This is a genomic window from Microbacterium sp. zg.B48 (assembly GCF_024623505.1).
GTDB lineage: Bacteria > Actinomycetota > Actinomycetes > Actinomycetales > Microbacteriaceae > Microbacterium.
In genome coordinates this window covers 14412-36440 of sequence record NZ_JANJFE010000020.1, presented here as the reverse complement: position 1 = coordinate 36440, position 22029 = coordinate 14412, and the positions used below count along the sequence as shown (strand labels likewise).

Sequence of the window (22029 nt, the reverse complement as noted above, 5' to 3'; positions counted from 1 at the left end):
GGAAGGATAGCCCTACAGCTCGACGCCCACGAGCACCGGCTCGGGTTGCAGGACCAGCCCGAACTCCGCCTGCACGCGGCCCTGGATGAAGCGCGCCAGCTGTGCGATCTCCTCAGCGGATGCTCCGCCGCGATTGGTCAGCGCGAGCGCGTGCTTGGTCGACAGCGCGGCCCGGGACCTGGGCAGCCGGAAGCCCTTGCGGAGCCCGGAATGTTCGATCAGCCACGCGGCGCTGACCTTGACATCGGACTCCTGACTCGCAGTCGGCGGGACGTAGCCCGCGTAGGCGGCGAGCGGGATGACCAGGGCGGAGTCGAGGTCCGGGGTGACCGGCCACCGCGGGCACTCCGGCGGCAGCGTGCGCGCGAACGACGCGGACACGATCGCGTTCTGGAAGAAGGATCCGGCGCTGTGCGTATCGGGGTCCGCATCCTCCAGCACCATGCCCTTGCGCCGACGGGTGGCCAGGACCTGTTCGCGCACCCATGCGATGGACACGGATGCCGTCGGCTCCAGTCCCAGGGCGGTGCGAAGCTGCTCTCCACCGACCGGGCGCGCGTCCGACCCGACCTCTTCCAGTTCGAGCGTCACGGTCAGGATGACCGCCGGGCGCTCCGGCACGAAGCCGTAGTGATGCTTGAGCACGGAGGTCCGGAAACCCAGCCCCAGGTCGGCGGCGGGCACGGTGGCGATCTCGCCGGTCAGCTCGTCGATCAGCTCGACCTCGACGAGCGTCTGAACGATCTCCTGACCGTACGCGCCGATGTTCTGGACAGGGGCGGCCCCGACGGTGCCGGGGATTCCGGACATCGCCTCGATACCGCCCAGGCCCCGCCCGACGGCGAAGGCGACCAGCGCGTCCCAGTCGTGCCCGGCCTGCACGCGAAGACGCGCGAACCCTGCGCGCGGCGAGGGCAGCATCTCGATGCCGGTGGTGAGCACGCGGATGACGGTGCCCTCGAGCGGCTCGTCCCCGACGAAGAGATTCGACCCGCCCCCGAGGACCAGCAGCGGCTCCCCCGATGCCCATGCGTCGCGAAGGGCGGCAACGAGTTCGTCGCTCGTGTGCGCGGCGAACATGCGCTCGGGGACGCCGCCGGTGCGCAGCGTCGTCAGCTCCGCGAGCGGGATCGGGGGGATCTCTGGCATCGGCTAGACGTGACGGACCCGGACCTGCGCCTTGCCGAGCACCGTCCGCTCCTGGTGGGTGACGGTGAGGTCGATGCGGGCGCCGTCCGCGTCGACCGCGCCGACCTTCGCGACGATCTGCAGCCATGCGCCCGCGTCCGGGTCGACCACGACGGGGCGCGTGAAGCGCACGCCGTATTCGAGGATCCGGCCGGCGTCCCCGAGCCAGGGCACGATCGTCTCGACCGCGAGACCCATGGTGAGCATGCCGTGGGCGAGCACGCCCGGCAGGCCGACGGCGTTCGCGACGTCATCGCGGTAATGGATGGGATTGAAGTCGCCGGATGCGCCGGCATAGCGCACGAGCGATTCGCGTGTGAGGTGGACGGAGCGCTCTGCGACCAGGTCGCCGACGGCGATCACTGCTCGCCCTCGCCGACCAGCAGCACGGACGTCGCGGTCACCACATGCGCGCCCGCGGCATCCGTGATCTCCGCCTCGCTGGTGACCATCGCGTTGCCGCCGATGGCACGCACACCGGTGACGGAGAGGATTCCGGTCAACTCGTCTCCGGCGACGATCGGACGCGTGTACCGGAAGCGCTGCTCCGCATGCAGCACGCGGGACAGCTCGATGCCGGAGTCCGGCTCGGCGAGCAGCTGCTGCAGGGTCTGGTCTTGGACGACCATCGCGAAGGTGGGCGGCGCGACGACGTCGGGATAGCCGCGCTCTTGCGCGGCGGCCGGGTCGAGATGCTGCGGGTCGTCGGCGAAGACGGCGCGAGCGAACTCGCGCACCTTCTCGCGGCCGACAAGGTAGGGCGCTGTAGGGGGGAAGACGCGCCCGACGAGCTCGGGGTTCACTGGCACCGTGCCATCCTACCGAGCGGTGTCCGAGGCGGTGCGGCTCAGCGGCGGCGCATGCGCAGCGTGCGCACGGCCAGTTGGATCGCGATGAAGGTGATGAACGCCGCGAACAGCACGTTGCCCCAGAACGGGTCCACGAGCGTGGCGCACCACGCCCCCAGCGCAGTCGTGGTGCATGCCGCGACGCCGATGAGCGCGGCAGCGGGGAGGTCGACGTTGCTGCGCCGGAGGTTTCCGATGGTGCCCGAGATGGCCGTGGGGATCATCATCAGCAGCGACGTGCCCTTCGCGATGAGATCGCTGGTGCCGAACAGCAGCAGCAGCGCGGGCACGACGATGATGCCGCCGCCCACGCCGATGAGCCCGGCGACGATTCCGGTCGCCACGCCCAGCACCACCAGCCCGGTGATCGACAGTGCCGTCAGCGGCAGACCCGCGTCGCGGGAGGGGATGACGAGGAAGAGGCTGACGACGACCGCGGCGAGGAAGCCGATGAAGCTCCACCGCAGCACCGCCAGGGGCACGCGGGGCAGTAACCAGGTGCCGATCTGCGCGCCGACGACGGCGCCGGCCGCCAGGAGCAGCCCGGGGATCCACGCCACCGAGTCGTTCAGGGCGTAGGAGATGACCCCGACGGATGCCGTGGGAACGATCGCCGCCAGCGAGGTGCCGGCCGCGAGCCGCTGGTTGTAGGCGAGCATGAGCACCAGCAGCGGGACGATGACCGTCCCGCCGCCGACGCCGAACAGCCCGGAAAGCAGCCCTGCCAGCAGACCGATCCCGAGGCAGCTCAGGATGTACTTCGCCCCCCGGGGCCGATCGGTGCCGGGCGCGTCGGTTTCGGGCATGCGTTCTATCCTGCCGCGTCCGGGCGCGGCGCCCGGACAGCGGCACGGACCGCGGCCGGAAGGGCGGCGGTGATGAGCTCCAATTCGAGATCGGTGTGCGCGGCGGAGAGGAACCACGCCTCGAACACGCTCGGCGGAAGGCTCACCCCTGCCTCGAGCATGGCGGTGAAGAAGGCCGGGTAGCGCCATGCGTCCTGGTCCTTCGCCTCGTCGTAGGTGCGCACCGGATGCTCCCGGAACGCGAGTGAGAAGAGGTTGCCGGCGCGCGAGACGGTGACCGGCAGACCCTCCGACGCGAAGGCGTCTTCGACGGCCGCCGACAGCAGCGCCGCCGAGCGGTCGATGCGCGCGTAGACCGCGGCGTCGGCACCCCGAAGGGTGGCCAGTCCCGCGGCGACCGCGAGCGGATTGCCGCTGAGTGTGCCGGCCTGGTAGACCGGGCCCAGCGGTGCGAGAAGCTCCATGACGTCGCGGCGGCCGGCGACGGCGGCGAGCGGGAGCCCACCGCCGACGATCTTGCCGAAGGTCACCAGGTCCGGCTTCCACATCTCGCCCTCAGCGCGCTCGGCCTCCAGCCCCCACCACCCGGCCGGCCCGACGCGGAAGCCGGTGAGCACCTCGTCGAGGATCAGCAGTGCGCCCTCGCGGTGCGCGAGCTCGGCCAGCGCGCGGTTGTACCCGTCATCGGGCACGAGCACCCCGGCGTTGGCGCCGGAGGCCTCGGTGATGATCGCGGCGATCCGGCCGGGATGCGCGGCGAAGGCCGCCTCGACCGCGGCCAGGTCGTTGTAGGGCAGCACGACGGTCAGCGCCGCGACGTCGGCGGGGACCCCCGCCGAACCGGGCAGGCCGAGCGTCGCCACGCCCGAGCCGGACTCGGCCAGCAGCCCGTCCGAGTGTCCGTGGTAGTGACCGGCGAACTTCAGCACGATGTCACGGCCGGTCGCGCCGCGTGCCAGGCGCACGGCGGTCATCGTCGCTTCGGTCCCGGTGGAGACCAGGCGGATGCTGTCGAACAGACGCGTCCCACGGACGGTGGTGCGTTCGCGCAGCAGTTCGGCCAGCTCGGCCTCGCCGGGCGTGGTCGCCCCGAAGGAGAGACCGCGGGAGGCGGCATCCTGCACAGCTGCGACCACGTCGGGATGGGCGTGTCCGAGCAGCGCGGGTCCCCACGAGCCGACGAGGTCGACGTATTCGCGTCCTTCGACGTCGGTGACGTACGGGCCGCGCGCCGAGACGAGGAACCGGGGGGTCCCGCCGACGGAACGGTAGGCGCGCACGGGCGAGTTGACCCCGCCGGGGATGACGGCGCGGGCGCGGGAGAACTCGGTCTCGTTGGTCATGCGTGCGTCCGTTCCCGGATCAGGCGGGCCGCCTCGACGGCCCAGTAGGTGAGGATCGCGTCTCCACCCGCGCGGCGGATGGAGACCAGCGACTCGAGGACGGCGCGTTCGCGGTCGATCCACCCGTGGGCGGCGGCGGCCTCGATCATGGCGTACTCGCCACTGACCTGGTACGCCCAGACCGGGACGGGGGATGCCGCCGCCACCCGCGACAGCACGTCCAGGTAGAGGGAGGCGGGTTTGACCATGACGATGTCGGCGCCCTCCGCCACGTCGATCGCGGCCTCGCGCTCGCCTTCGCGGGCGTTGGCCGGGTCGAGCTGGTAGGTCCGGCGGTCCCCCTCGAGTGAGGACTGGACCGCTTCGCGGAACGGGCCGTAGAGGGCGGAGGCGTATTTGGCGGCGTAGCCGAGGATCGCGGCATCCTGGTGTCCGTGCGCGTCCAGCACGTCGCGCACTGCCCGCACCTGGCCGTCCATCATGCCGGACAGTCCGAGCAGCGCCGAGCCGGACGAGGCCTGGGCGAGAGCCATCGCGCGGTAGCGCTCCAGGCTCGCGTCGTTGTCCACCCGGCCCTGTGCGTCCAGGACACCGCAGTGGCCGTGGTCGGTGAACTCGTCCAGGCACAGGTCGGTCTGGACCACGAGGGCGTCCCCGACCTCGGCGACCGCGACCCTGGTGGCGACGTTCAGGATGCCGTCCGGGTCGTCGGCGCCCGAGCCGATGGCGTCCTTGTGCTCGGGCACGCCGAACAGCATCACGCCGCCGATCCCGGCGTCGGCGGCATCCTGCAGCGCGGGCTTCAGCGAGTCCAGCGTGTGCTGGACCACCCCGGGCATCGAGGAGATCGGAACCGGCGCGGTGACGCCCTCGCGGACGAACATCGGCAGGATCAGGTCGGCCGGGTTCAGGCGCGTCTGGGCGACCAGTCGTCGCCAGGCGGCGCTGCCGCGCACCCGGCGCGGGCGGATCGTGGGCACCGGCCCGTTCGCAGAACTCATGCGTGCTTCCTTCGTCATCGTGCCCCGCCGAGTGGTGCGAGCGTGGCGGCCCCGCGCTCGAGCAGTTCGGCGGCGACCCGGTCGGCCAGCGCGTGCGCGGCGCGATCCAGCTCCGCCGGACCGGCCGCGTCCGGATCGATCGCTTCGGTGCCGGAGCCGGTGAGCCGGTCGCCGCCGTCGACCGCGTAGACCGTTGCGGTGAGGGTGAGCATGCCGTCGGCGAGCCGAGCGGACGCGGCGATCGGCGCCGAGCACCCCGCTTCGAGGTGTGCCAGTACGCCGCGTTCGGCGGTGGCGGCGAGGCGCGTGGGGGCGTGGTCCACCGACGCGACCCGTTCGATGAGCGCATCCGCGGCGTCCGCGCGCACCTCCAGGGCCAGCGCGCCCTGGGCGGGGGCGGTGGGCCACAGGTCCAGATCGAGCAGTTCGGATGCCTCGCCCAGTCTCCCGAGCCGCTCGAGCCCCGCCGCAGCCAGCACCAGCCCGTCGACGCGACGGTCGTCGTCGGCATGGTACAGCCGCCCGAGCCGGGAGTCGACGTTGCCGCGGATGCCTACGACGTCCAGGTCGGGGCGGGCCGACAGCAGCTGCGCGCGCCGTCGCGGTGACCCCGTTCCCACCCGCGATCCGAGCGGCAGACGCGCGAGCGTCACGCCGTCGCGCGTCGCGAGGGCGTCGCGGGGGTCCGCGCGCTGCGGCACGGCGGCGAGGCGGATACCGTCCGCCGGCGCAGTCGGAAGGTCCTTGTACGAGTGCACGACCAGATCGACCTCGCCGGCCAGGAGCGCGTCGCGAAGGGCGGACACGAACACACCGGCTCCGCCGAGGGACGCGAGCGGGGCGCTGGACCGGTCGCCCTCCGAGGTGATGGTGACCAGTTCGTGCGGGCCGAGGTGGGCGGCGGTGGCAGATGTCTGACCGACGGCGAGCGCGCTGGCGCGGGTGCCGATGCGCAGCGGCGCGCCGGGCTTGAACAGGGCGGTCATGGGGCGACTCCAGAGAGGGCGGGTTTGAACCCGGCGCGGACGTTCTCGCAGCACGCGGGGCGACACACGTCGAACCACGGACCGAGAGGTGTCAGGTGGGGGCGGTCGGCGGCGGGGGTGCCGTCGCGACGCTCCAGGACAAGGTCGACCAGACCGCTGACGAAGGCCGGATCGACACCGGGAGTCGGTGTGCGCACGGCGCGGATGCCGGCGGCCTCAGCCGCTTCCATCGCCTCGGTGTCCAGATCCCACAGCACTTCCATGTGGTCGCTGACGAAGCCGAGCGGGACGATCACGACCGCCGCGATCCCGCGTCCCGGCAGTTCGCCGATGACATCGTTCACGTCCGGCTCGAGCCACGGCTGCGTGGGCGGTCCGGAGCGGGACTGGTACACCAGCTCCCAGCCGGTCTCACCCGCCGCGGGGATCGCTTCGGCGACCTGCGACATCACGGTCGCCGCGACCGCCTCGTGCTGTGCGGCGTACGCGCCGCCCGCGCCGAAGTCCCGATCACGCGGCCCGGAGCGCTGCGCGTCCGAGGTGGGGATGCTGTGCGTGGAGAACAGGACGCGGATGCCGGCGGCGGGGATCCCGTCGCCGATCAGGTCCCGCACCGCCGTGGTGACGCCCTCGGTGAAGGCGTGCACGAACCCGGGGTGGTCGAAGAACTGGCGCACCTTGTCGATGGTGATGGTCCCGGCGGCGAGCCCGCCCCGCTCCGCGGCATCCAGCGCCCGCGCCAGGTCCTCGCGATATTGCCGGCAGCTGGAGTACGAGCTGTACGCGCTGGTGGCGATCGCAAGCAGGGTCGTGCGCCCGTCGGCCGCGGCCTCCTGAACGGCCTGCTCCAGGAAGGGCGCCCAGTTGCGGTTTCCCCAATACACCGGCAGGTCGATGCCGCGCGCGGCCAGCTCGGTTTCCAGAGCGGCCTTCAGGGCGCGGTTCTGCGCGTTGATGGGGCTCACTCCGCCGAAGTGACGGTAATGGTGGGCGACCTCTTCGAGCCGCTCGTCCGGGATGCCGCGGCCGCGTGTCACGTTGCGCAGGAAGGGGATCACGTCCTCCTGCCCCTCCGGACCACCGAAGCCGGCGAGCAGGATGCCGTCGTAGGCGACCGCGGTTTCGACGTGCTCCGGTCCGGCCGCGGCGGCGGGACTTGCGCCCAGGACGGTGATGCCGCTCATGAGAGGACCTCGGGCAGCTCGTCCAGCTCGATCCGGCGGCCCGTGAAGAACGGGACCTCCTCGCGCACGTGCCGGCGCGCTTCGGTCGCCCGCAGGTGGCGCATCAGGTCGACGAGGTCGATCGGGTCGTCGGCTTCGAGCGCGAGGATCCACTCGTAGTCGCCGAGGGCGAAGGACGCGACCGTGTTGGCCTGCACCTGGGGGAACTCCCGGCCCATGCGCCCGTGCTCGCCGAGCATGCCCCTGCGCTCCTCCTCCGGGAGGATGTACCAGTCCAGGCTGCGCACGAACGGGTACACGGTGACCCAGTCCTTCGGCCCGAGACCGCGCATGAACGACGGCGCGTGGTCGCGGGCGAACTCGGCGTCGCGGTGCACGCCCATGGCGTTCCAGCGTGGCGTCAGCGCGGCCAGCGGCGCGGCCCGCCGCAGCGTGCGCAGCGCGGCCTGCAGCCGCTGCGGGTCGTCGCCGGTCAGCCAGAGCATCACGTCGGCATCCGCGCGCAGGCCGGACACGTCGTAGACGCCGCGGAGCGTCACACCCGTCTCGGTGATCGCCGCCACCGCGGTGGCGAGGGCCGCCGTGCCGGGTTCGGCGGACGCGCCGTCGTCCGGGCGCGCGTAGACCGCCCACAGTGTGTAGCCCACTCGGTTCTGCGTGTCGTTGGTCATCGTCATCCTTCCGCGCCGCCCTGAGGGGCGGCGCTCACGTCGGCTGTGATCCGTTCGGCAGCGGCTCGGGCCGCGGGCACGATCGAGGCGAGCCCGGTCAGGGATGCCGCCTCCCCCACCGTCTCGACCCCGTGCGGGCTCGGCGCGGCTTCCAGGGTGCGCGTCCAGGTGTGCACGTTCAGCTCGAGGAGCCGCTCGATCCGGGCACCCGTGATCGCACGGAGGTCGGCGCTGACGGTCGCCTCCGCATCGTCGGGCATCTCGTCGTAGGACAGGCGCACCACGTGGCGGTGCGCGGGCAGTTGGTCGGCGAGCCACTGCCATTTCGCCGACGAATGCGTCAGGGCGCGCGCCGTGACCCCGCTCGCACCGGCCTCGACCAGCGCGCCGGTACCGCGCGGGCCGGCATCGAGGTCCGCCGCATCCACCACGGCCGTCGCAAGGGTGATCGAGCGCGTGCGCACCGCGGGTCCGGCGGCGGCGGCGCTTGCCAGGACCACCCGGCCCGGGAGGTGCTCACCGCCGTCCAGTCTCACACCGCTCGCATCGACGCTGCGGATCCGGGCGTTGAGGACGAACTGGGCCCCGGCGGCTCGGGCATCCTGTTCGAGCGCGGCCGCGAGCCGGTGCACGCCGCCGCGCAGACCGCCGACCTGCGAACCGGCGGGGCTGGCCGCCCGCAACCGGGTGACTGCGGCGCCCAGCGAGCGGCTGGCGCGCAGCGCCTCGGGCAGACCGGGCGAGGCCTGGGCCAGGGACAGCGCATCGGGCACGGTGGAGTAGACGCCCCGCACGACTGGCCCGACCAGCCCGCGGACGACCCGCGGACCCATGCGGCGGCGCACCAGATCGCCGAACGAGCGGTAGGCCTCGGGCCTGCGCAGCGGCACGATCGAGTCCCATCGCGCGCGCCAGGAACCCCACCGGCCGAGGGCATCGAGGACGGCTGCCGCGCGCGGATCCGCGGGGACCCCGAGCACGCTCGCGGCCGGCAGCGGATGTGCAGCGCCGTGCCGTCCGATCAGCCATGCGGGCGATTCGCGCGGCAGGACCAGGTCATCGTCCAGCCCGAGTTCGGAGGCCAGCTCGGCGACCGCGCCGCCGCGCGTGGCGAACGATTCGGCGGCGGCGTCCAGGCGGACGCCGGCCAGGACGATGTCGGCGAGCTGCCCGCCGACGCGGGCGGCCGGGTCGAACACCGTGACCGGGACGCCGGCGCGGGCAAGATCGCGCGCGAGGACGAGTCCCGCGACGCCGGCACCGAGCACGAGGACACGGACCGGCGAGGACCGCGCCGTCGAGCGCACGCGTGGGGAGACCGGCTGCAACGGAGATTGGCTCATCTCAGACCGGGACGGCGCCGACCGAGGCTTCGTGCACCAGGCCGACGATGCGCGTGAGCACGTCGGGATCGGTCTCGGGGGGAACGCCGTGGCCCAGGTTGACCACGTGCGCCGGAGCGGACCGGCCGCGCTCCAGCACGTCCAGCACGTGCGCGCGCAACGACTCCCACGGCGCCGTCAGGAACGCCGGATCGATGTTCCCCTGCAGCACCACGTCGCCGCCGAGCCGGCGCGAGGCCTCGTCCAGCGGAAGCCGCCAGTCCACGCCCACCGCATCCGCGCCGATTCCGGCCATCAGGTCCAGAACGTCGCCGCTTCCCACCCCGAAGTGGATGATGGGCATGTCCAGCCCACGCAGGGCGGAGAGGGTCCGCCGGGAGTGCGGCGCGACGCGACGCTGGTAGTCGCTTCGCGACAGCGAGCCGACCCAGGAGTCGAACAGCTGCACGGCGCTGGCGCCTGCCTCGACCTGCGCGCGCAGGAAGGCCCCGGATACGTCCGCGCACCAGTTCAGAAGCTGTGCCCATGCGGAGGGGTCCGAGACCATCAGGCTGCGTGCGCGCAGCTGGTCCTTGGACGGTCCGCCTTCCACGAGGTACGAAGCCAGGGTGAAGGGTGCGCCGGCGAAGCCGACCAGGGGGGTGCTGCCCAGCTCGGCGACCGTGCGGGCGACGCCCTCGCGAATGGGGGCGAGCGCATCCGGATCGATGGGCCGGAGGCGCAGGATGTCCGAGGCCGAGCGGATCGGCGATTCCAGGACGGGGCCGCGGCCCGGCACGATCTCGACATCCACTCCGGCGAGTCGAAGCGGAATCACGATGTCGCTGAAGAAGACCGCCGCATCCACCCCGTGACGGCGCACCGGCTGCAGGGTGATCTCGCTGGCCAGCTCGGGGTTCAGGCACGCATCGAGCATGGCGGTGCCCACTCGCAGCTCCCGGTACTCGGGGAGGCTGCGCCCGGCCTGGCGCATGAACCACACCGGGGTGCGATCGGGACGCTGACCGCGGAGGGCGGTGATCAGCGCGGATGTGCCGGTTCGGCCGTCACGGAGGGGATGCGACGCGGAGGAAGACATATCCTCTATCCTCCCACCGCTCGCGCACCGCGCGGTCCGCCGGAGGCCGCGCGGGCGGCCTTGTCGGCGACCTCACTGCTGCATTCCGTACCATGGGAGAGTGCTGCTCTGCGTCTCCGTGTCCCATCGAACAGCAGACTTCGATCTGCTCGGTCGCCTCTCCGAAGGCGCGACCGCGGGTGCGGCGACCACCCTGCTGGCCGACGGACGCGCGCGAGGTGCCGTCCTGGTCTCCACCTGCAACCGCGTCGAGGCTTACCTTGATGTCGTGCCGGGAGCGGACACAAGTGTGGCCGAGGCCACGCTGCGCACGCTGGCCGCAACCGCGGACCTGCCCCATGACGTGTTGCGCGAGGGCGCACAGGTGCTGGCCGGAGCGCCGGCGCTGCACCACCTGTTCGCCGTGACGTCGGGGCTGGAGTCCCTCGCCGTGGGCGAGGAGGAGATCGCGGGCCAGGTGCGCCGCGCCTACGAGGCTGCCCGGGAGTCCAGCTCGACGACTCCGGAGCTGGACACCGCGTTCCAGCGTGCGGCGAAGGTGTCCCGCGATGTGCGCTCGGCGACCGCGCTCGGCAAGGCCGGGCGTTCGCTCGTCCAGTTCGCCCTGCAGCTGGCGGGCACGCGCTTGACCGACTGGCGTCAGACGCGGGTGCTGATCGTCGGAACCGGCAACTACGCCGCGACCACTGTCGCGGCGCTGCGGACACTCGGGGTCTCCCGGCTGTCCGTGTACTCGCTGACCGGCCGCGCCGAGATGTTCGCGGATCGCTACGGCGTCCGCCCGGAACGCGGGCTGCGGGATGCCGTCGCCGACGCGGATGTGGTCATCACGTGCACCAACACCTACTCGCTGAGCGTCGAGGAGATCCCCGACGACTCACGCCGCACGATCATCGACCTGGGGCTGCCCCGCAACGTCGATCCCGCGGTGGGCCGGCTTCCGGGGATCGATCTGATGGACCTGGAGCTGATCGCCACGCATGCGCGACTGCCCAAGCTCGCGCCCGACGCGACGGCGCGGCAGCTCGTGTCCTCAGCGGCCGACGCGTTCGCCGCCGAGCAGACGGCGGCACCGGCCATCGTCGCGCTGCGCTCGCACGTCTTCGACGCGCTCGACAGCGAACTGGCCAGGCTGGCGTCGAGATCCGTTGCGCCCGAGCACGCCGCGGCCGTCACGCAGGCGCTGCGCCACTTCGCCGGCGCGCTGCTGCACGACCCCACCCAGCGCGCACGTGAGCTGGCCGCCCGCGGGCAGCTCGGTCAGTTCGAGGCGGGGTTGGCGGCCGTCTTCGGAATCGATCCGGCGCGCGCTGCCGGCACGGTGACACCGCTGCGGCCGCCCGTCAGCGACTCAGGCGCCGCCGAGTCCGGCAGCGCCTGATCGCATCGCTCACTCGTTGGCCACGGCCTCGTTGATCGCCCAGCCGTCGCCGTCGGGGACGACGATGTACGCGTAGCGATCCTCGTACTCGACGGGCTGGTCGGTCGGGTTGCCCTCGGCATCGACGAGGCTCGAGTAGGTCTCCGTGGTCTCGACGCGGATCTGCTCGTCCTGGGACTGGACCGACGTGACCTGCAGCTCGTAGTCCTGGACGGAGGCGATGAACCCCTGGGAGGCCTCGGAGAAGGCCGCGCAGTCCGGAAGCTCCAGCGCCGTCCGCAGGCTTTCGGTCGTCGCCCCTGTGAACTTCTCGCAGTCATCGGTGCGCCACGCCTCGTCGTACTGCTCGACGGCCGCCACCGCGGCCGCCTCGTCCTGGCTGGCGCCGCCGCTCGCGAGGTTGCCCATCACCATCGGGATGAGCACCGCGGCGAGGACGACGACGCCCAGGAGCACGACACCAAGCGCCACCCAGAGGATCCAGAGCTTGGATTTCCTGGGCTCGGTCGCTGCGATGAACGCGCCTGAGGGCGCCCGACCGCCCGGGAAACCGCTCGGGTACCCGGGAGGCGTCGCGGCGGGATCGCCGCTCTCGGGCACATCGAACCAGCTGGCCGAAGCCGGCGCCGACGTGCGCTGGGCATCGTCCAGCGTCGGCGCGGCCGGCGTGACGGAGTCCGCCGGCGCGCCCGCATCCACCGCGGGGGCGAGCAGGGTGTCCATTGTCTGGGGCCGCTCCCCCGCAGTCCGCGCGCCCTCGGTGCTCTCCGAGCTGACCGGCGCCGGCTCGTCGGCGGCGGCGTCCGGCGCGGCCGTGGGGTCGGCATCCGGGGTCTGTACGTGCTCGGTCCACTGGGCGCCGTCCCACCAGCGCAGCGCGCCGCGTTCGTCGTCGTACCAGCCGGGTGGTGTCGTGGCCATGCGCTTGTCCCTCTCACGCCGTCACCTGTGCGGTTTCGGGTCGTGCGTCGAGCCTAACCGAGGCCAATCGCGCGCCCCCACCCGGGAGCCGGCGGGTCTCAGGCGAACGCGAAGACCGGCGGGAAGACGATCACGACGATCAGGGCCCAGCCCAGGTACACCGGCAGGTACCGGGTCTGCCATCTCTCCAGCCGGGCGGGGCGGACGGTGCCGCGGAGGATGCCGGTGAGGAGGTAGGCCGACCACGCGAGGTTGACCAGCAGGAGGACATTGAGCCCGAGCGAGGCGACCTTGTTGGCACTGAACCCGAACGCACCGATCCTGGCCACCATGGCGGTCAGGACGAGCAGGTCCACGACGATGGCGCTGGATACCATCACCAGCTGCAGCCGTTCGAACCATCCCGGTCTGGCCTCGGGGTCGCGCGCCGACAGCGAGTACAGCAGCAGCCCCAGCACGACGATCAGAACCACGTCGAAGAGGATGAGCAGGTCACGGCTGGTCTCGAGCAGATCGCGCTGCATGACCGCCGCCACCACGAGGGCCAGCAGCATGAGCGTGAACAGCGGGGTGAACAGCTTGGTCAGCACCGGGGCGATGTTCTCGATGACGCTCTGCTTGGCCTCGACCAGACCGGCCGCGACGATCACCGCCCCGGCTGCGCCGCACGGAAGGATCCAATCCTGGATGACTCCGCCGGCGTCCACGCCGATCGCACCGAAGACGCCGAGCGTCAACGCGATCAGCACGGCGCCGCCGAGCGCGATGAGGGTGTAGTAGACGACCCACTCCCCGGTGAACCGGATGAAGTCCATGCGCAGCGTGTCGGATCGCCACACCCCGCCCGTGTACGCCAGCCCTACCGCCAGCCACAGGACGATCAGCGCGTGACCGGAGGCGAGGAACACCGTCATCCCGTCCGGGACGAAGGGATAGACGTTCAGGATGACCGCCGTCATGGCGAACGCCGCCGCGACGACGATGGTCACCGCCGTGGCGGCCCGCCGGGTCCACAGGAAGAAGGCGGCCAGGAAGGGCAGCACCAGAATGCCCGCGTTGCGGAGGTAGAACTCCGGGTCTGCGCCGATCGTCACACCGAACAGCGAGGGCAGCTTCACTGCGAGTCCGGCACCGACGGCCAGCGCGACGACCAGGAGAATCGGACGCCGTCGCCGTTCCGGTCCGGCCGGGTCCTCTATCACCAGCTGCTTCCACAGCCGATCGGAATGCTCCCGCGCGTACTCCCGCGACACGTCGTCCAGGCTCCCGATGCGCCGGATCGCGACCAGGAACGACTCCTCCTCGCTCAGACCGGCACGGACGAGGTCATCGACCTGGTCGCGGAGGTGTCCCTCCAGTTCGTCCACATCGGCGCCGGCGACGGCACGCCGACGCCGCACGTACTGCGTCCATGACGCGATCTGAGCCTCCAGACGCGATTCGCTATCCACGCTCATGCCCCCGCCGGGCTGACGGCGAGCCGGCGCGGACCGTCGGATGAGGGCGTCCACACCTTCTCGAGTGCTTTGCTGACGGTGGACCACTGACGGCGCTGCTCGGCCAGCACGGCGCGACCGTCGGCGCTCAGCAGATAGTGCTTGCGACGCCGTCCGGAAGGCGCGGCGTGCCAGGCCGATTCGACATAGCCCAGCCGCTCCAGCCGATGCAGCAGGGGGTAGAGCATCCCGTCGCTCCAGGACAGCTCACCGTCCGAGAGCTGCTCGACCCGCTGCAGGATCGCGTACCCGTAGGACTCACCCTCCGCCAGGATGCCCAGGACGAGGGGGGTGGCTGCCGCGGCCACCAGGTCTTTGCCGATGCGCATCGGGTCTCCTCCGCCATACATAGAGCTGTCAGGTACATAGAACCACAAGGTATGTGGTTCGCCAACCCCGTCCTGAACCGCGGATCCCCGCAGCCCGGTTCGCCCGGGGCGCCCTGGATGCCGGGCGGCGTTCGTGGGACTCCGTCCCGGTGGATCGTCTGTGGCCGCGCGGCCTCAGCAGGCAGAAGGCCCGGCCGCGGTTCTCGCGCAGATTCTCCGCGAGAACCGGTGAGCCGAACCCGGCTCACGAGCCGGCCCGCCCCCGATCGCGGGCCCCCTGGTGGGTCGCCTGCCGGAGTCCTATCGTGTGCGATGAGCGTCTGGCACCGCGCGGGCGCAGACCCGACCGAAAGCGCCGTTCCTCGGCGCCCGCCTGAATGGATGCCCGATGCCAGAGAACACCGCCCCCACGATCGTCCTCGTCCACGGCGCATGGGCCGATGCGTCCAGTTGGAACGCGGTGACCGTCCCCCTGCAGGCTCAGGGGTACGAAGTCCTCGCCCCTCCGAACGAGCTGCGCGGTGTCACCTCGGATGCCGCGTACATCGCGTCGTTCCTGGCGCAGCGCACGTCCGGGCCCGTCGTGCTGGTCGGCCACTCCTACGGAGGCGTGGTGATCACCAACGCCGGCGCACAGGGAGGCGATGTGCGGGCGCTGGTGTACGTCGACGCGTTCATTCCGGACGAGGGTGAGAACGTCGTCACGATCCTCGACGGGTCGACCTCCGCCCTCGCCGTCGCGGACCCGACGACCGTCCTGGACGTCGCCGGCTACCCGGGTGCCCCGGAAGGGGTCGCCGACGTCTTCCTCAAACCGGACACCGTCCATGCCTCCTTCGCGCAGGATCTTCCCGAGGCGGACCGCTCGGTCATCGTGGCCACGCAGCGTCCGATCTCTCTCCTGGCCAACGTCGAGCCGACCGGCGTCCCGGCGTGGAGGTCCATCCCGAGCTGGGCGGTCCTGGGCACGCAGGATCGGGTGATACCGATCGACGTGCAGCGCCGCATGGCTGAGCGCGCCGGCGCCACGATCACCGAGGTGGACGCCTCGCACGTCTCGATGGTGTCGCACCCGGATGTGGTGCTCGCCGCGATTCAGGCAGCCGTGGACGCGGTCGGCTGAGCCGAGACGCCGCCCGGTGCCCGGGCGGTGAGCCGTCGGTGGAATTCGGCTGACAGCGCGTCCATGCCCTCGAGCGTCACTGAGGCGCCGTGGCGCTCGTACTTCGTCAGAACCGCGTCCAGTGCCACGACGGTCGAGGCGTCCCACACGCGCGCGCGGGAGAGGTCGATGACGACCGTGCTCGGATCCTGCGCGTACTCGAACTGCGTGGTCAGGTCGTTGCTGGAGGCGAAGAACAGCTCCCCTTCGACGGTGTAGCGCACGGCGGGTCCCGTCGCGGTCGGCGCGCTCTGGCGGGTGACGGTGACGAAGTGCGCGACACGGCGCGTGAACAGGATCATCGCCGCGACGACGCCGGCGCCCACCCCCACCGCCAGGTTGTGACTCCAGACGGTGACCACCACGGTCAGGACCATGACGAACGTCTCGCTCTTGGGCATACGCGCGAGGGTGGACGGACGGATGCTGTGCCAGTCGAAGGTCGCCACCGCCACGACGATCATCACGGCCACGAGCGCCGCCATCGGGATGATCGCGACGACATCGCCGAGCACGACCACCAGCACCAGCAGGAACACTCCGGCGAGGAACGTCGAGATCCGGGTGCGCGCCCCCGAGGACTTGACGTTGATCATGGTCTGGCCGATCATCGCGCAGCCCCCCATGCCGCCGAACAGCCCGGAGAGGATGTTCGCCGCGCCCTGGCCGAACGCCTCGCGGGTCTTGCGGGAGTGCGTGTCGGTGATGTCGTCGACGAGCTTCGCCGTCAGCAGCGACTCCAGCAGTCCGACGATCGCCATGGCCGCCGCATACGGCGCGATGATGCCCAGCGTCTCCCAGGTCAGGGGCACCTCCGGCAGGAACAGCTCGGGCAGGCTCTGCGGCAGATCACCCTGATCGCCCACCGTGGGCACGTTCAGGGCGAACACGACGGCGGCCGCGGTGAGCAGGACGATGGCCACCAGCGGCGGCGGGATGACCTTGGTGATCCGCGGCATCAGATAGATGATCAGCAGGCCGACGGCCACCAGCGGGTAGACCAGCCCCGGCACGCCGATCAGCTGCGGCAGCTGCGAGGCGAACACGAGGATGGCCAGCGCGTTGACGAACCCGACCATGACACTGCGCGGGATGAACCGCATCAGCTTCGCCACGCCCACGGCCGCCAGCACGATCTGGATCAGCCCGCCCAGCAGAACGGTGGCGATGAAGTAGTCGATGCCGTGATCGCGGGCGACCGGGGCGATCACCAGCGCCACGGCGGCTGTCGCGGCGGTGATCATGGCGGGTCGGCCGCCGAGGAACGAGATCGCGACGGCCATCACGAAGGACGAGAACAGGCCCAGGCGCGGGTCGACTCCGGCGATGACCGAGAAGGCGATCGCCTCGGGGATCAGCGCGATCGCCACCACCAGCCCGGCGAGCACTTCCCGCGTCAAGATGCGCGGACTGCGCAGCGCCTGCAGCACAGTCGGCTCGATACGGTACCTGCTCGGTCGCTCCGGCGGGGGGACCACGGCGGACATGAGACTCCTTGGGGAGCGGGCTCTCCGAGGAAAGCGAGGGAAGAGGCCGCGAGCGGCGAGGCGGCGTCGCGCCGCGGGCGAGTGGACGCGCCGGCACCGCCGAGGCGCCGAACAGCGCCGCACCACCCTACGGGAAATGCGGCAGCCGGCGATCCGTGAACGCCACGGCCGAAGCGCTGTATCGTCACGTCCATGACGCAAGTTGTGCTCGTCTCAGCCACGTGGTGGAAGGTCGTCGACGTCGACAGCGCCGAGGACATCATCGACGCCGAGGGCATGTCGTGGCAACGGGAGGACACCCAGCACCCGAGCCCTCCGGTCGGCCAGGAGCCCACCGACATTCCCCCGGACCTGCCGAAGTACGTACCCGCGGTCGGCGCCTGAACGGGTGCGGCACGCGGAGCCGACGTGCTGCCGCCGACCATGCCAGGCGCCCAGGATGGGGAAAGCGCACGCACAATCGACCCGGGCGTCTGCACGATCAGTACCCTGGCGCCATGCCGACTGTGACCGACTGGATCTCCAGCATCGCCGCGCTCGTGGGCGGCCTGGCAGGCCTGGGGGCCCTCATCATCAGCTTCCTCAGCTACCGCAAGGCCGGTCGCGCGCTGTCCGCAGACGCCCGCACCCGGCGGGCACTGACCTCCACGTTCGCCGCGGTGCAGGCGCTGGGCGAACACAACGCCACCGTCGACCAGACGGTGGCTGCGGCGCTGCGCAGCACCCACGGAACCGACGCCGGTGCGCCCGATGCCGGGAATCGGCAGCTGCGCAGCCCCGCGGCCCCCGACCACACCGCGACCCGCGACGCCTATGCGGACGCCGTCGGGGCCGCGCGACGCCTTCTGGACGAGATCGGCCGGGACTGACGAGTCCCTCCCGGGCCGCTGCCACGAGGGAAGGGACGCACGCGATCACCGCGATGACGGGCGCCGCGGACGCATCCTGTCAAGGTCTCGTCCGCTTCGGACGAGCCGAGTAATGTCGGCACCGGCCCGACCGCGCCACACCCACTCTGCTGGAGGTTGCACATGAGCATCAATGACGACGACATCACGACGACCAATACGCCCGGCGAAGGCCCGGCCGACGGCGGGGCCGACCCCAGCGGCCACGATGGCGGCGCGGACGGATCCGCAGACGAAGGCGAAGGCACCGCGGACGGCGGCGCCAACCCCGGCGGCCACGACGGCGGCGCCGACGGATCCGCAGACGAAGGCGAAGGCACCGCGGACGGCGGCGCCAACCCCGGCGGCCACGACGGCGGCGCCGACGGATCGGCTTGAGCACGGGCGTCGAGCGCGGACCGGTGGACCGGCCCGCGCTCGCGCGTCTCATCGACGTCCCCTTCGCCGACTTCGCTCGGGATCACTGGGACCAGGAGCCCCTCGTCACGCATAAGAGCGACGGTTTCGAGGATCTGTTCACTGCCAGCGCCGTCGACGACCTGATCGCGGACCGCGGGACGCGGACCCCGTTCATGCGGATGGCCGTGGAGGGGACGGTTCTGCCGGCGGCGCGGTTCGCCTCTTCCGGGGGTTTCGGCGCAGAAGTGGCCGACCAGATCGACTCGGCGAAAGTCCTGGAGCAGTTCGCCGGCGGAGCGACGATCGTCCTGCAGGGCCTGCACCGCAATTGGGAGCCCATCGCCACCTTCACCCGGCAGCTGGTCCGGGACCTCGGGCACCCCGCCCAGGTCAATGCGTACATCACGCCCGCCTCGTCCCGCGGGTTCGACCCGCACTACGACACCCACGACGTGTTCGTCGTCCAGATCGCCGGCGCGAAACGCTGGACCATCCATCAGCCCGTCCACCGGCATCCGCTGCCCGACCAGCCCTGGACCGATCACTCCGCGGCCGTCGCCGAACAGGCCCGGACGAGCCCCCGGATCGAGGCGGTCTTCGAGCCCGGAGATGTGCTGTACCTGCCCCGCGGATGGATCCACTCCGCCGTGGCTCAGGGTGGAACATCGATCCACCTGACGATCGGAGTCCGTGCCGCAACCCGGCGGGATCTGCTCGTGCAGCTGCTCGCCGCCGCCGGCGAGGACCCGTCGCTGCGGCGGCAGCTGCCCGTGGGCGTGGACTTCACGGACGCCGCCACCTACGCCGACGACCTCGCGGCCACGATCACCGCCGCGCGCAGCCTCCTCGAACGCTCGTCCGGCGACGACGCGATCGGCGCCGCGATGCGGCGGACCTTCCAGGATGCCGTCCGCCCCGCACCGGTGCGGCCGCTCGCGACGGTCGACCTGATCGCGGGCCTGCATCCCGGGGTGATCCTGGGATGGCGCGAGGGCCTGCGCGCGGGCGTCGGCGAGGCGGACGGGATGGTGCGCATCGTGCTGTCCGGTAAGACCATCGCGCTGCCCGGCGAAGCATCCACCGCCGTGCACGCACTGCGGGAACAGCCGCATCCGGCCGGCCGCCTACCGGGGCTGGACCCGGATTCCTCTCTGGTCGTGTCCCGGCGGCTGCTGCGGGAAGGCGTGCTGACCCCGAGATGAACGGCGGATCGTGAGCGCGACAGCCCTGCCCTCCGGGTTCGAGCCGGTGGAGCCGTGGGAGCCGTGCAGCGATCGCTCCCTCGAACGCGGCGATCCCCTCGCCGGCACCGGAGGGTTCGGTGCTCGGTGGCTTCTGATCGAGATCGACGGGGCGTGGGGCGCGCACGCGTTCTTCCAGTCCCGGATCGATCCTGCGCTCGGCCGCACGCTGGTGCGGCGAGCCGAAGCCGCCGGCATCCGCCCGGTGGCGATCCGCCGCTACGGCCGGCGTGCGGATGAACGCCGCGGGCAGAAGTCCTGGCGCTGGGCACTGGCCGATGCGCGCCCCGGACTCGAAACCGTGCGATGGGGGGTCGTCGATGACCCGGCTGCGCTGGCCGACGTGCCCCTGGACGGGACCGCCGGCACCGCCTCCGACCGCCCGGTTCTGCTGGTGTGCACACACGCCCGGCACGACCAGTGCTGCGCGGTGCGCGGTCGCCCGGTGGCGCGTGCCCTCGCCGAGGCGTTTCCGGATGAGACCTGGGAGAGCTCGCACCTGGGCGGCGACCGCTTCGCCGCCACGATGCTCCTGCTGCCGCACGGGCTCTACTATGGGCGCGTTGCGACGTCGGATGCCGCATCCATCGTGGAGCGCTACCTGCGGGGCGAGGTCGTCGAAGAACACTTCCGCGGGCGCAGTTCACTGAGCAACGTGGCACAGGCGGCGCAGTCCTTCGCGCGCGCATCCAGCGGAGATGACCGCATCGACTCCTTCGCGCCGCTGCGGGAGGAGAGGACCGTGGACGGTTGGCGCGTCGACCTCGCTCAGGACGGCGGCATCGTCACGGTGCTGCTGCGCGAGACGATGTCCGCACCGCTGCTGAGCACGTGCTCGGCCACCCGTCCCGCACCGGTCCGTCAGTTCGCGCTGGAGTCCATCTCCCCGCCGCACTGATCCGGCGCGCCGTCGGAGTGCCGCTACCTCGGCTCGGAGTCCTCGTCGCTGTCCGCCGAGGACTGCTCCGAGGTGATCTCGTGCTCGCGCTCGACATCCTTGATCACGTCGGTCTTCAAGTCGCTGGCCGGGTTGCCGCTCTCGGGCGACAGCCGCGGGATCGGTGTGTCCGTCATCGTCGTTCCCCTCGTTGCGTTCGTTGCCTTTCCCAGAGCGTAGGCCTCGCACAGCTGCGACAACTGCCACTTGCACCGCACCGCCACCAGGGTGTACCGCGCCGGCGGCAGTGCGATCCGGCGCCCGCGCCGCCGGTCCGAGGTCGGGGCCGGTCGTCGGAGTGGTCTCAGCCCAGACGGCTGGCGCTGAGCCGGCGCACCATCTCCGGGTCGCGGTGGTCGAAGAACTGCGAGGCCGCCTCATCGAGGGTGCCGATCGCGGCCATGTCCTGCTCCGAAAGCGTGAAATCGAACACGTCGAGGTTCTGCGCCATCCGCTCCGGGCTGACGGTCTTGGGAATGACCACCACGTCCCGCTGAATGAGCCAGCGCAGCACGACCTGCGCCACCGATTTCCCGTGCCCGGCGCCGATCTCGCTGAGCAGCGGATTGGTGAACAGCCCGTTCTTGCCCTCGGCGAACGGACCCCAGGACTCGATCTGAACCCCCTCGTCCCGCATCAGCTGCTGGTACTGGCTCTGCTGGTAGAAGGGATTGGTTTCGATCTGGTTCACCGCCGGGGTGATCTCGTTGTTGATGATCAGGTCCAGGAGCCGGTCGGCGGCGAAATTCGATACGCCGATGGCCCGGGCGCGGCCGTCTTTGTTGAACTGCTCCATCGCCCGCCATTGGGTGTAGTAGTCCCCGAACGGCTGGTGGATCAGGTAGAGGTCGACGTAGCGCAGACCGAGTCTGGTCAGCGAGTCCTCGAAGGCACGGATCGTGTTCTGCTCACCGCGATCCTGCACCCACAGTTTGGTGGTGATGAACAGTTCCTCGCGAGGGATGCCGCTCTTGGCGATGGCGGCGCCGACGGCTTCTTCGTTGCGGTACGCGGCGGCGGTGTCGATGAGGCGGTATCCCGCGGCGAGCGCGGCGCTGACGGCGCTCTCGGCTTCTTCCGGCCCGACCTGGTAGACGCCGAATCCCAGGATGGGCATCTGCACCCCGTTGTTGAGGGTGACGGTCGGGATCGCGGCTGCGGGAATCGTATCTGTCATGCCTCCACGCTAGACACAATGGCGGCGCACATGATCCACTGCCCCGACCGTGCGCGCATTATAGCGGGCAGGCCGCGCCGCTGAATCGGCTCGCGAATCGGCGTAAAGTGGCCGTCTTGGAAGAACAGAGCCTGACGGGCCCG

General features: G+C 71.3%; 24 protein-coding genes. 7 read left to right on the top strand and 17 right to left on the bottom strand.

From position 1 onward, the window contains the following. Window positions 1-12: 12 nt before the first annotated feature. The 11 genes from NQ152_RS16225 to hemE are packed head-to-tail and all read right to left on the bottom strand — an operon-like array spanning window position 13 to window position 10448. Window positions 13-1149, bottom strand: coding sequence for a UDP-N-acetylmuramate dehydrogenase (locus NQ152_RS16225; RefSeq protein WP_257524730.1), 1137 nt, complete (start codon window positions 1147-1149; stop codon window positions 13-15). Window positions 1150-1152: 3 nt separating this feature from the next. Further along, window positions 1153-1551 (bottom strand): MaoC/PaaZ C-terminal domain-containing protein, encoded by a 399-nt coding sequence (locus NQ152_RS16220; protein WP_257503916.1) that lies wholly within the window; start codon window positions 1549-1551, stop codon window positions 1153-1155. Continuing rightward, a complete protein-coding gene (locus NQ152_RS16215; RefSeq protein WP_257503915.1) occupies window positions 1548-1997 on the bottom strand; it encodes a MaoC family dehydratase N-terminal domain-containing protein in 450 nt (149 codons plus the stop codon). Before NQ152_RS16215 ends, NQ152_RS16220 begins: the two co-directional genes overlap by 4 nt. 38 nt (window positions 1998-2035) lie before the next feature. After that, entirely contained in the window at window positions 2036-2842 is an 807-nt protein-coding gene (locus NQ152_RS16210) for a sulfite exporter TauE/SafE family protein (RefSeq protein ID WP_257524729.1), read from the bottom strand. A gap of 5 nt (window positions 2843-2847) precedes the next feature. Then, window positions 2848-4185 carry a glutamate-1-semialdehyde 2,1-aminomutase gene (locus NQ152_RS16205; protein WP_257524728.1) on the bottom strand — a complete coding sequence of 446 codons (1338 nt, stop codon included), beginning with the start codon at window positions 4183-4185 and terminating at the stop codon, window positions 2848-2850. Beyond that, window positions 4182-5186 carry a porphobilinogen synthase gene (hemB, locus tag NQ152_RS16200; protein WP_257503912.1) on the bottom strand — a complete coding sequence of 335 codons (1005 nt, stop codon included), beginning with the start codon at window positions 5184-5186 and terminating at the stop codon, window positions 4182-4184. Before hemB ends, NQ152_RS16205 begins: the two co-directional genes overlap by 4 nt. Before the next feature lie 14 nt (window positions 5187-5200). Beyond that, a complete protein-coding gene (gene hemC / locus NQ152_RS16195) occupies window positions 5201-6172 on the bottom strand; it encodes a hydroxymethylbilane synthase (protein WP_257524727.1) in 972 nt (323 codons plus the stop codon). Continuing rightward, the gene (locus NQ152_RS16190) at window positions 6169-7356 is read right to left on the bottom strand and encodes a ferrochelatase (RefSeq protein ID WP_257503910.1); all 1188 of its coding nucleotides are present in this window, start codon (window positions 7354-7356) and stop codon (window positions 6169-6171) included. The genes hemC and NQ152_RS16190 overlap by 4 nt, the downstream gene beginning before the upstream one ends. Further along, complete coding sequence (hemQ, locus tag NQ152_RS16185) at window positions 7353-8033, bottom strand: hydrogen peroxide-dependent heme synthase (protein WP_374113612.1); 681 nt, start codon at window positions 8031-8033, stop codon at window positions 7353-7355. Before hemQ ends, NQ152_RS16190 begins: the two co-directional genes overlap by 4 nt. Then, entirely contained in the window at window positions 8030-9370 is a 1341-nt protein-coding gene (locus tag NQ152_RS16180; RefSeq protein ID WP_257503908.1) for an NAD(P)/FAD-dependent oxidoreductase, read from the bottom strand. The genes hemQ and NQ152_RS16180 overlap by 4 nt, the downstream gene beginning before the upstream one ends. A 1-nt stretch (window position 9371) precedes the next feature. Then, complete coding sequence (gene hemE, locus NQ152_RS16175) at window positions 9372-10448, bottom strand: uroporphyrinogen decarboxylase (protein ID WP_257503907.1); 1077 nt, start codon at window positions 10446-10448, stop codon at window positions 9372-9374. 100 nt (window positions 10449-10548) lie between these two features. On the opposite strand from hemE, the gene NQ152_RS16170 reads away from it, so the two are divergent. Next, window positions 10549-11829, top strand: coding sequence for a glutamyl-tRNA reductase (locus NQ152_RS16170; protein WP_257503906.1), 1281 nt, complete (start codon window positions 10549-10551; stop codon window positions 11827-11829). A gap of 9 nt (window positions 11830-11838) precedes the next feature. Here the strand turns inward: NQ152_RS16170 and NQ152_RS16165 are convergent, their stop codons facing one another. The 3 genes from NQ152_RS16165 to NQ152_RS16155 all read right to left on the bottom strand — a co-directional run bounded on the left by NQ152_RS16165 (window position 11839) and on the right by NQ152_RS16155 (window position 14575). Then, window positions 11839-12750: a DUF2510 domain-containing protein gene (locus NQ152_RS16165; RefSeq protein ID WP_257524726.1), complete on the bottom strand. Its 912-nt coding sequence runs from the start codon at window positions 12748-12750 to the stop codon at window positions 11839-11841. 98 nt (window positions 12751-12848) lie between these two features. After that, window positions 12849-14207, bottom strand: a complete 1359-nt coding sequence (locus NQ152_RS16160; protein ID WP_257524725.1) for a permease prefix domain 1-containing protein — start codon at window positions 14205-14207, stop codon at window positions 12849-12851. After that, window positions 14204-14575: a PadR family transcriptional regulator gene (locus NQ152_RS16155; RefSeq protein WP_257503903.1), complete on the bottom strand. Its 372-nt coding sequence runs from the start codon at window positions 14573-14575 to the stop codon at window positions 14204-14206. Before NQ152_RS16155 ends, NQ152_RS16160 begins: the two co-directional genes overlap by 4 nt. 388 nt (window positions 14576-14963) lie before the next feature. Here NQ152_RS16155 and NQ152_RS16150 point away from each other — a divergent pair, with 388 nt between their 5' ends. After that, the gene (locus NQ152_RS16150) at window positions 14964-15698 is read left to right on the top strand and encodes an alpha/beta fold hydrolase (protein ID WP_257503902.1); all 735 of its coding nucleotides are present in this window, start codon (window positions 14964-14966) and stop codon (window positions 15696-15698) included. Here NQ152_RS16150 and NQ152_RS16145 read toward each other — a convergent pair. Continuing rightward, complete coding sequence (locus NQ152_RS16145; protein WP_257524724.1) at window positions 15671-17224, bottom strand: SulP family inorganic anion transporter; 1554 nt, start codon at window positions 17222-17224, stop codon at window positions 15671-15673. The genes NQ152_RS16150 and NQ152_RS16145 overlap by 28 nt on opposite strands. Window positions 17225-17416: 192 nt before the next feature. On the opposite strand from NQ152_RS16145, the gene NQ152_RS16140 reads away from it, so the two are divergent. The 5 genes from NQ152_RS16140 to NQ152_RS16120 all read left to right on the top strand — a co-directional run bounded on the left by NQ152_RS16140 (window position 17417) and on the right by NQ152_RS16120 (window position 20670). Then, window positions 17417-17608, top strand: coding sequence for a hypothetical protein (locus NQ152_RS16140; protein ID WP_257503900.1), 192 nt, complete (start codon window positions 17417-17419; stop codon window positions 17606-17608). A 113-nt stretch (window positions 17609-17721) separates the two neighbouring features. Further along, on the top strand, window positions 17722-18093 hold the full coding sequence (locus tag NQ152_RS16135; RefSeq protein WP_257524723.1) for a hypothetical protein: 372 nt from the start codon (window positions 17722-17724) through the stop codon (window positions 18091-18093). 162 nt (window positions 18094-18255) lie between these two features. Further along, the gene (locus tag NQ152_RS16130; protein ID WP_257524722.1) at window positions 18256-18510 is read left to right on the top strand and encodes a BatC protein; all 255 of its coding nucleotides are present in this window, start codon (window positions 18256-18258) and stop codon (window positions 18508-18510) included. Then, the gene (locus NQ152_RS16125) at window positions 18507-19733 is read left to right on the top strand and encodes a cupin domain-containing protein (protein WP_257524721.1); all 1227 of its coding nucleotides are present in this window, start codon (window positions 18507-18509) and stop codon (window positions 19731-19733) included. Before NQ152_RS16130 ends, NQ152_RS16125 begins: the two co-directional genes overlap by 4 nt. A gap of 10 nt (window positions 19734-19743) precedes the next feature. Next, entirely contained in the window at window positions 19744-20670 is a 927-nt protein-coding gene (locus NQ152_RS16120) for a sucrase ferredoxin (RefSeq protein WP_257503896.1), read from the top strand. 23 nt (window positions 20671-20693) lie between these two features. Here the strand turns inward: NQ152_RS16120 and NQ152_RS16115 are convergent, their stop codons facing one another. Together NQ152_RS16115 and NQ152_RS16110 are read right to left on the bottom strand one after the other, a co-directional pair. Further along, window positions 20694-20846 carry a hypothetical protein gene (locus tag NQ152_RS16115; RefSeq protein ID WP_257503895.1) on the bottom strand — a complete coding sequence of 51 codons (153 nt, stop codon included), beginning with the start codon at window positions 20844-20846 and terminating at the stop codon, window positions 20694-20696. 167 nt (window positions 20847-21013) lie between these two features. Further along, window positions 21014-21886 carry an aldo/keto reductase gene (locus NQ152_RS16110; protein ID WP_257524720.1) on the bottom strand — a complete coding sequence of 291 codons (873 nt, stop codon included), beginning with the start codon at window positions 21884-21886 and terminating at the stop codon, window positions 21014-21016. Window positions 21887-22029: the final 143 nt, after the last annotated feature.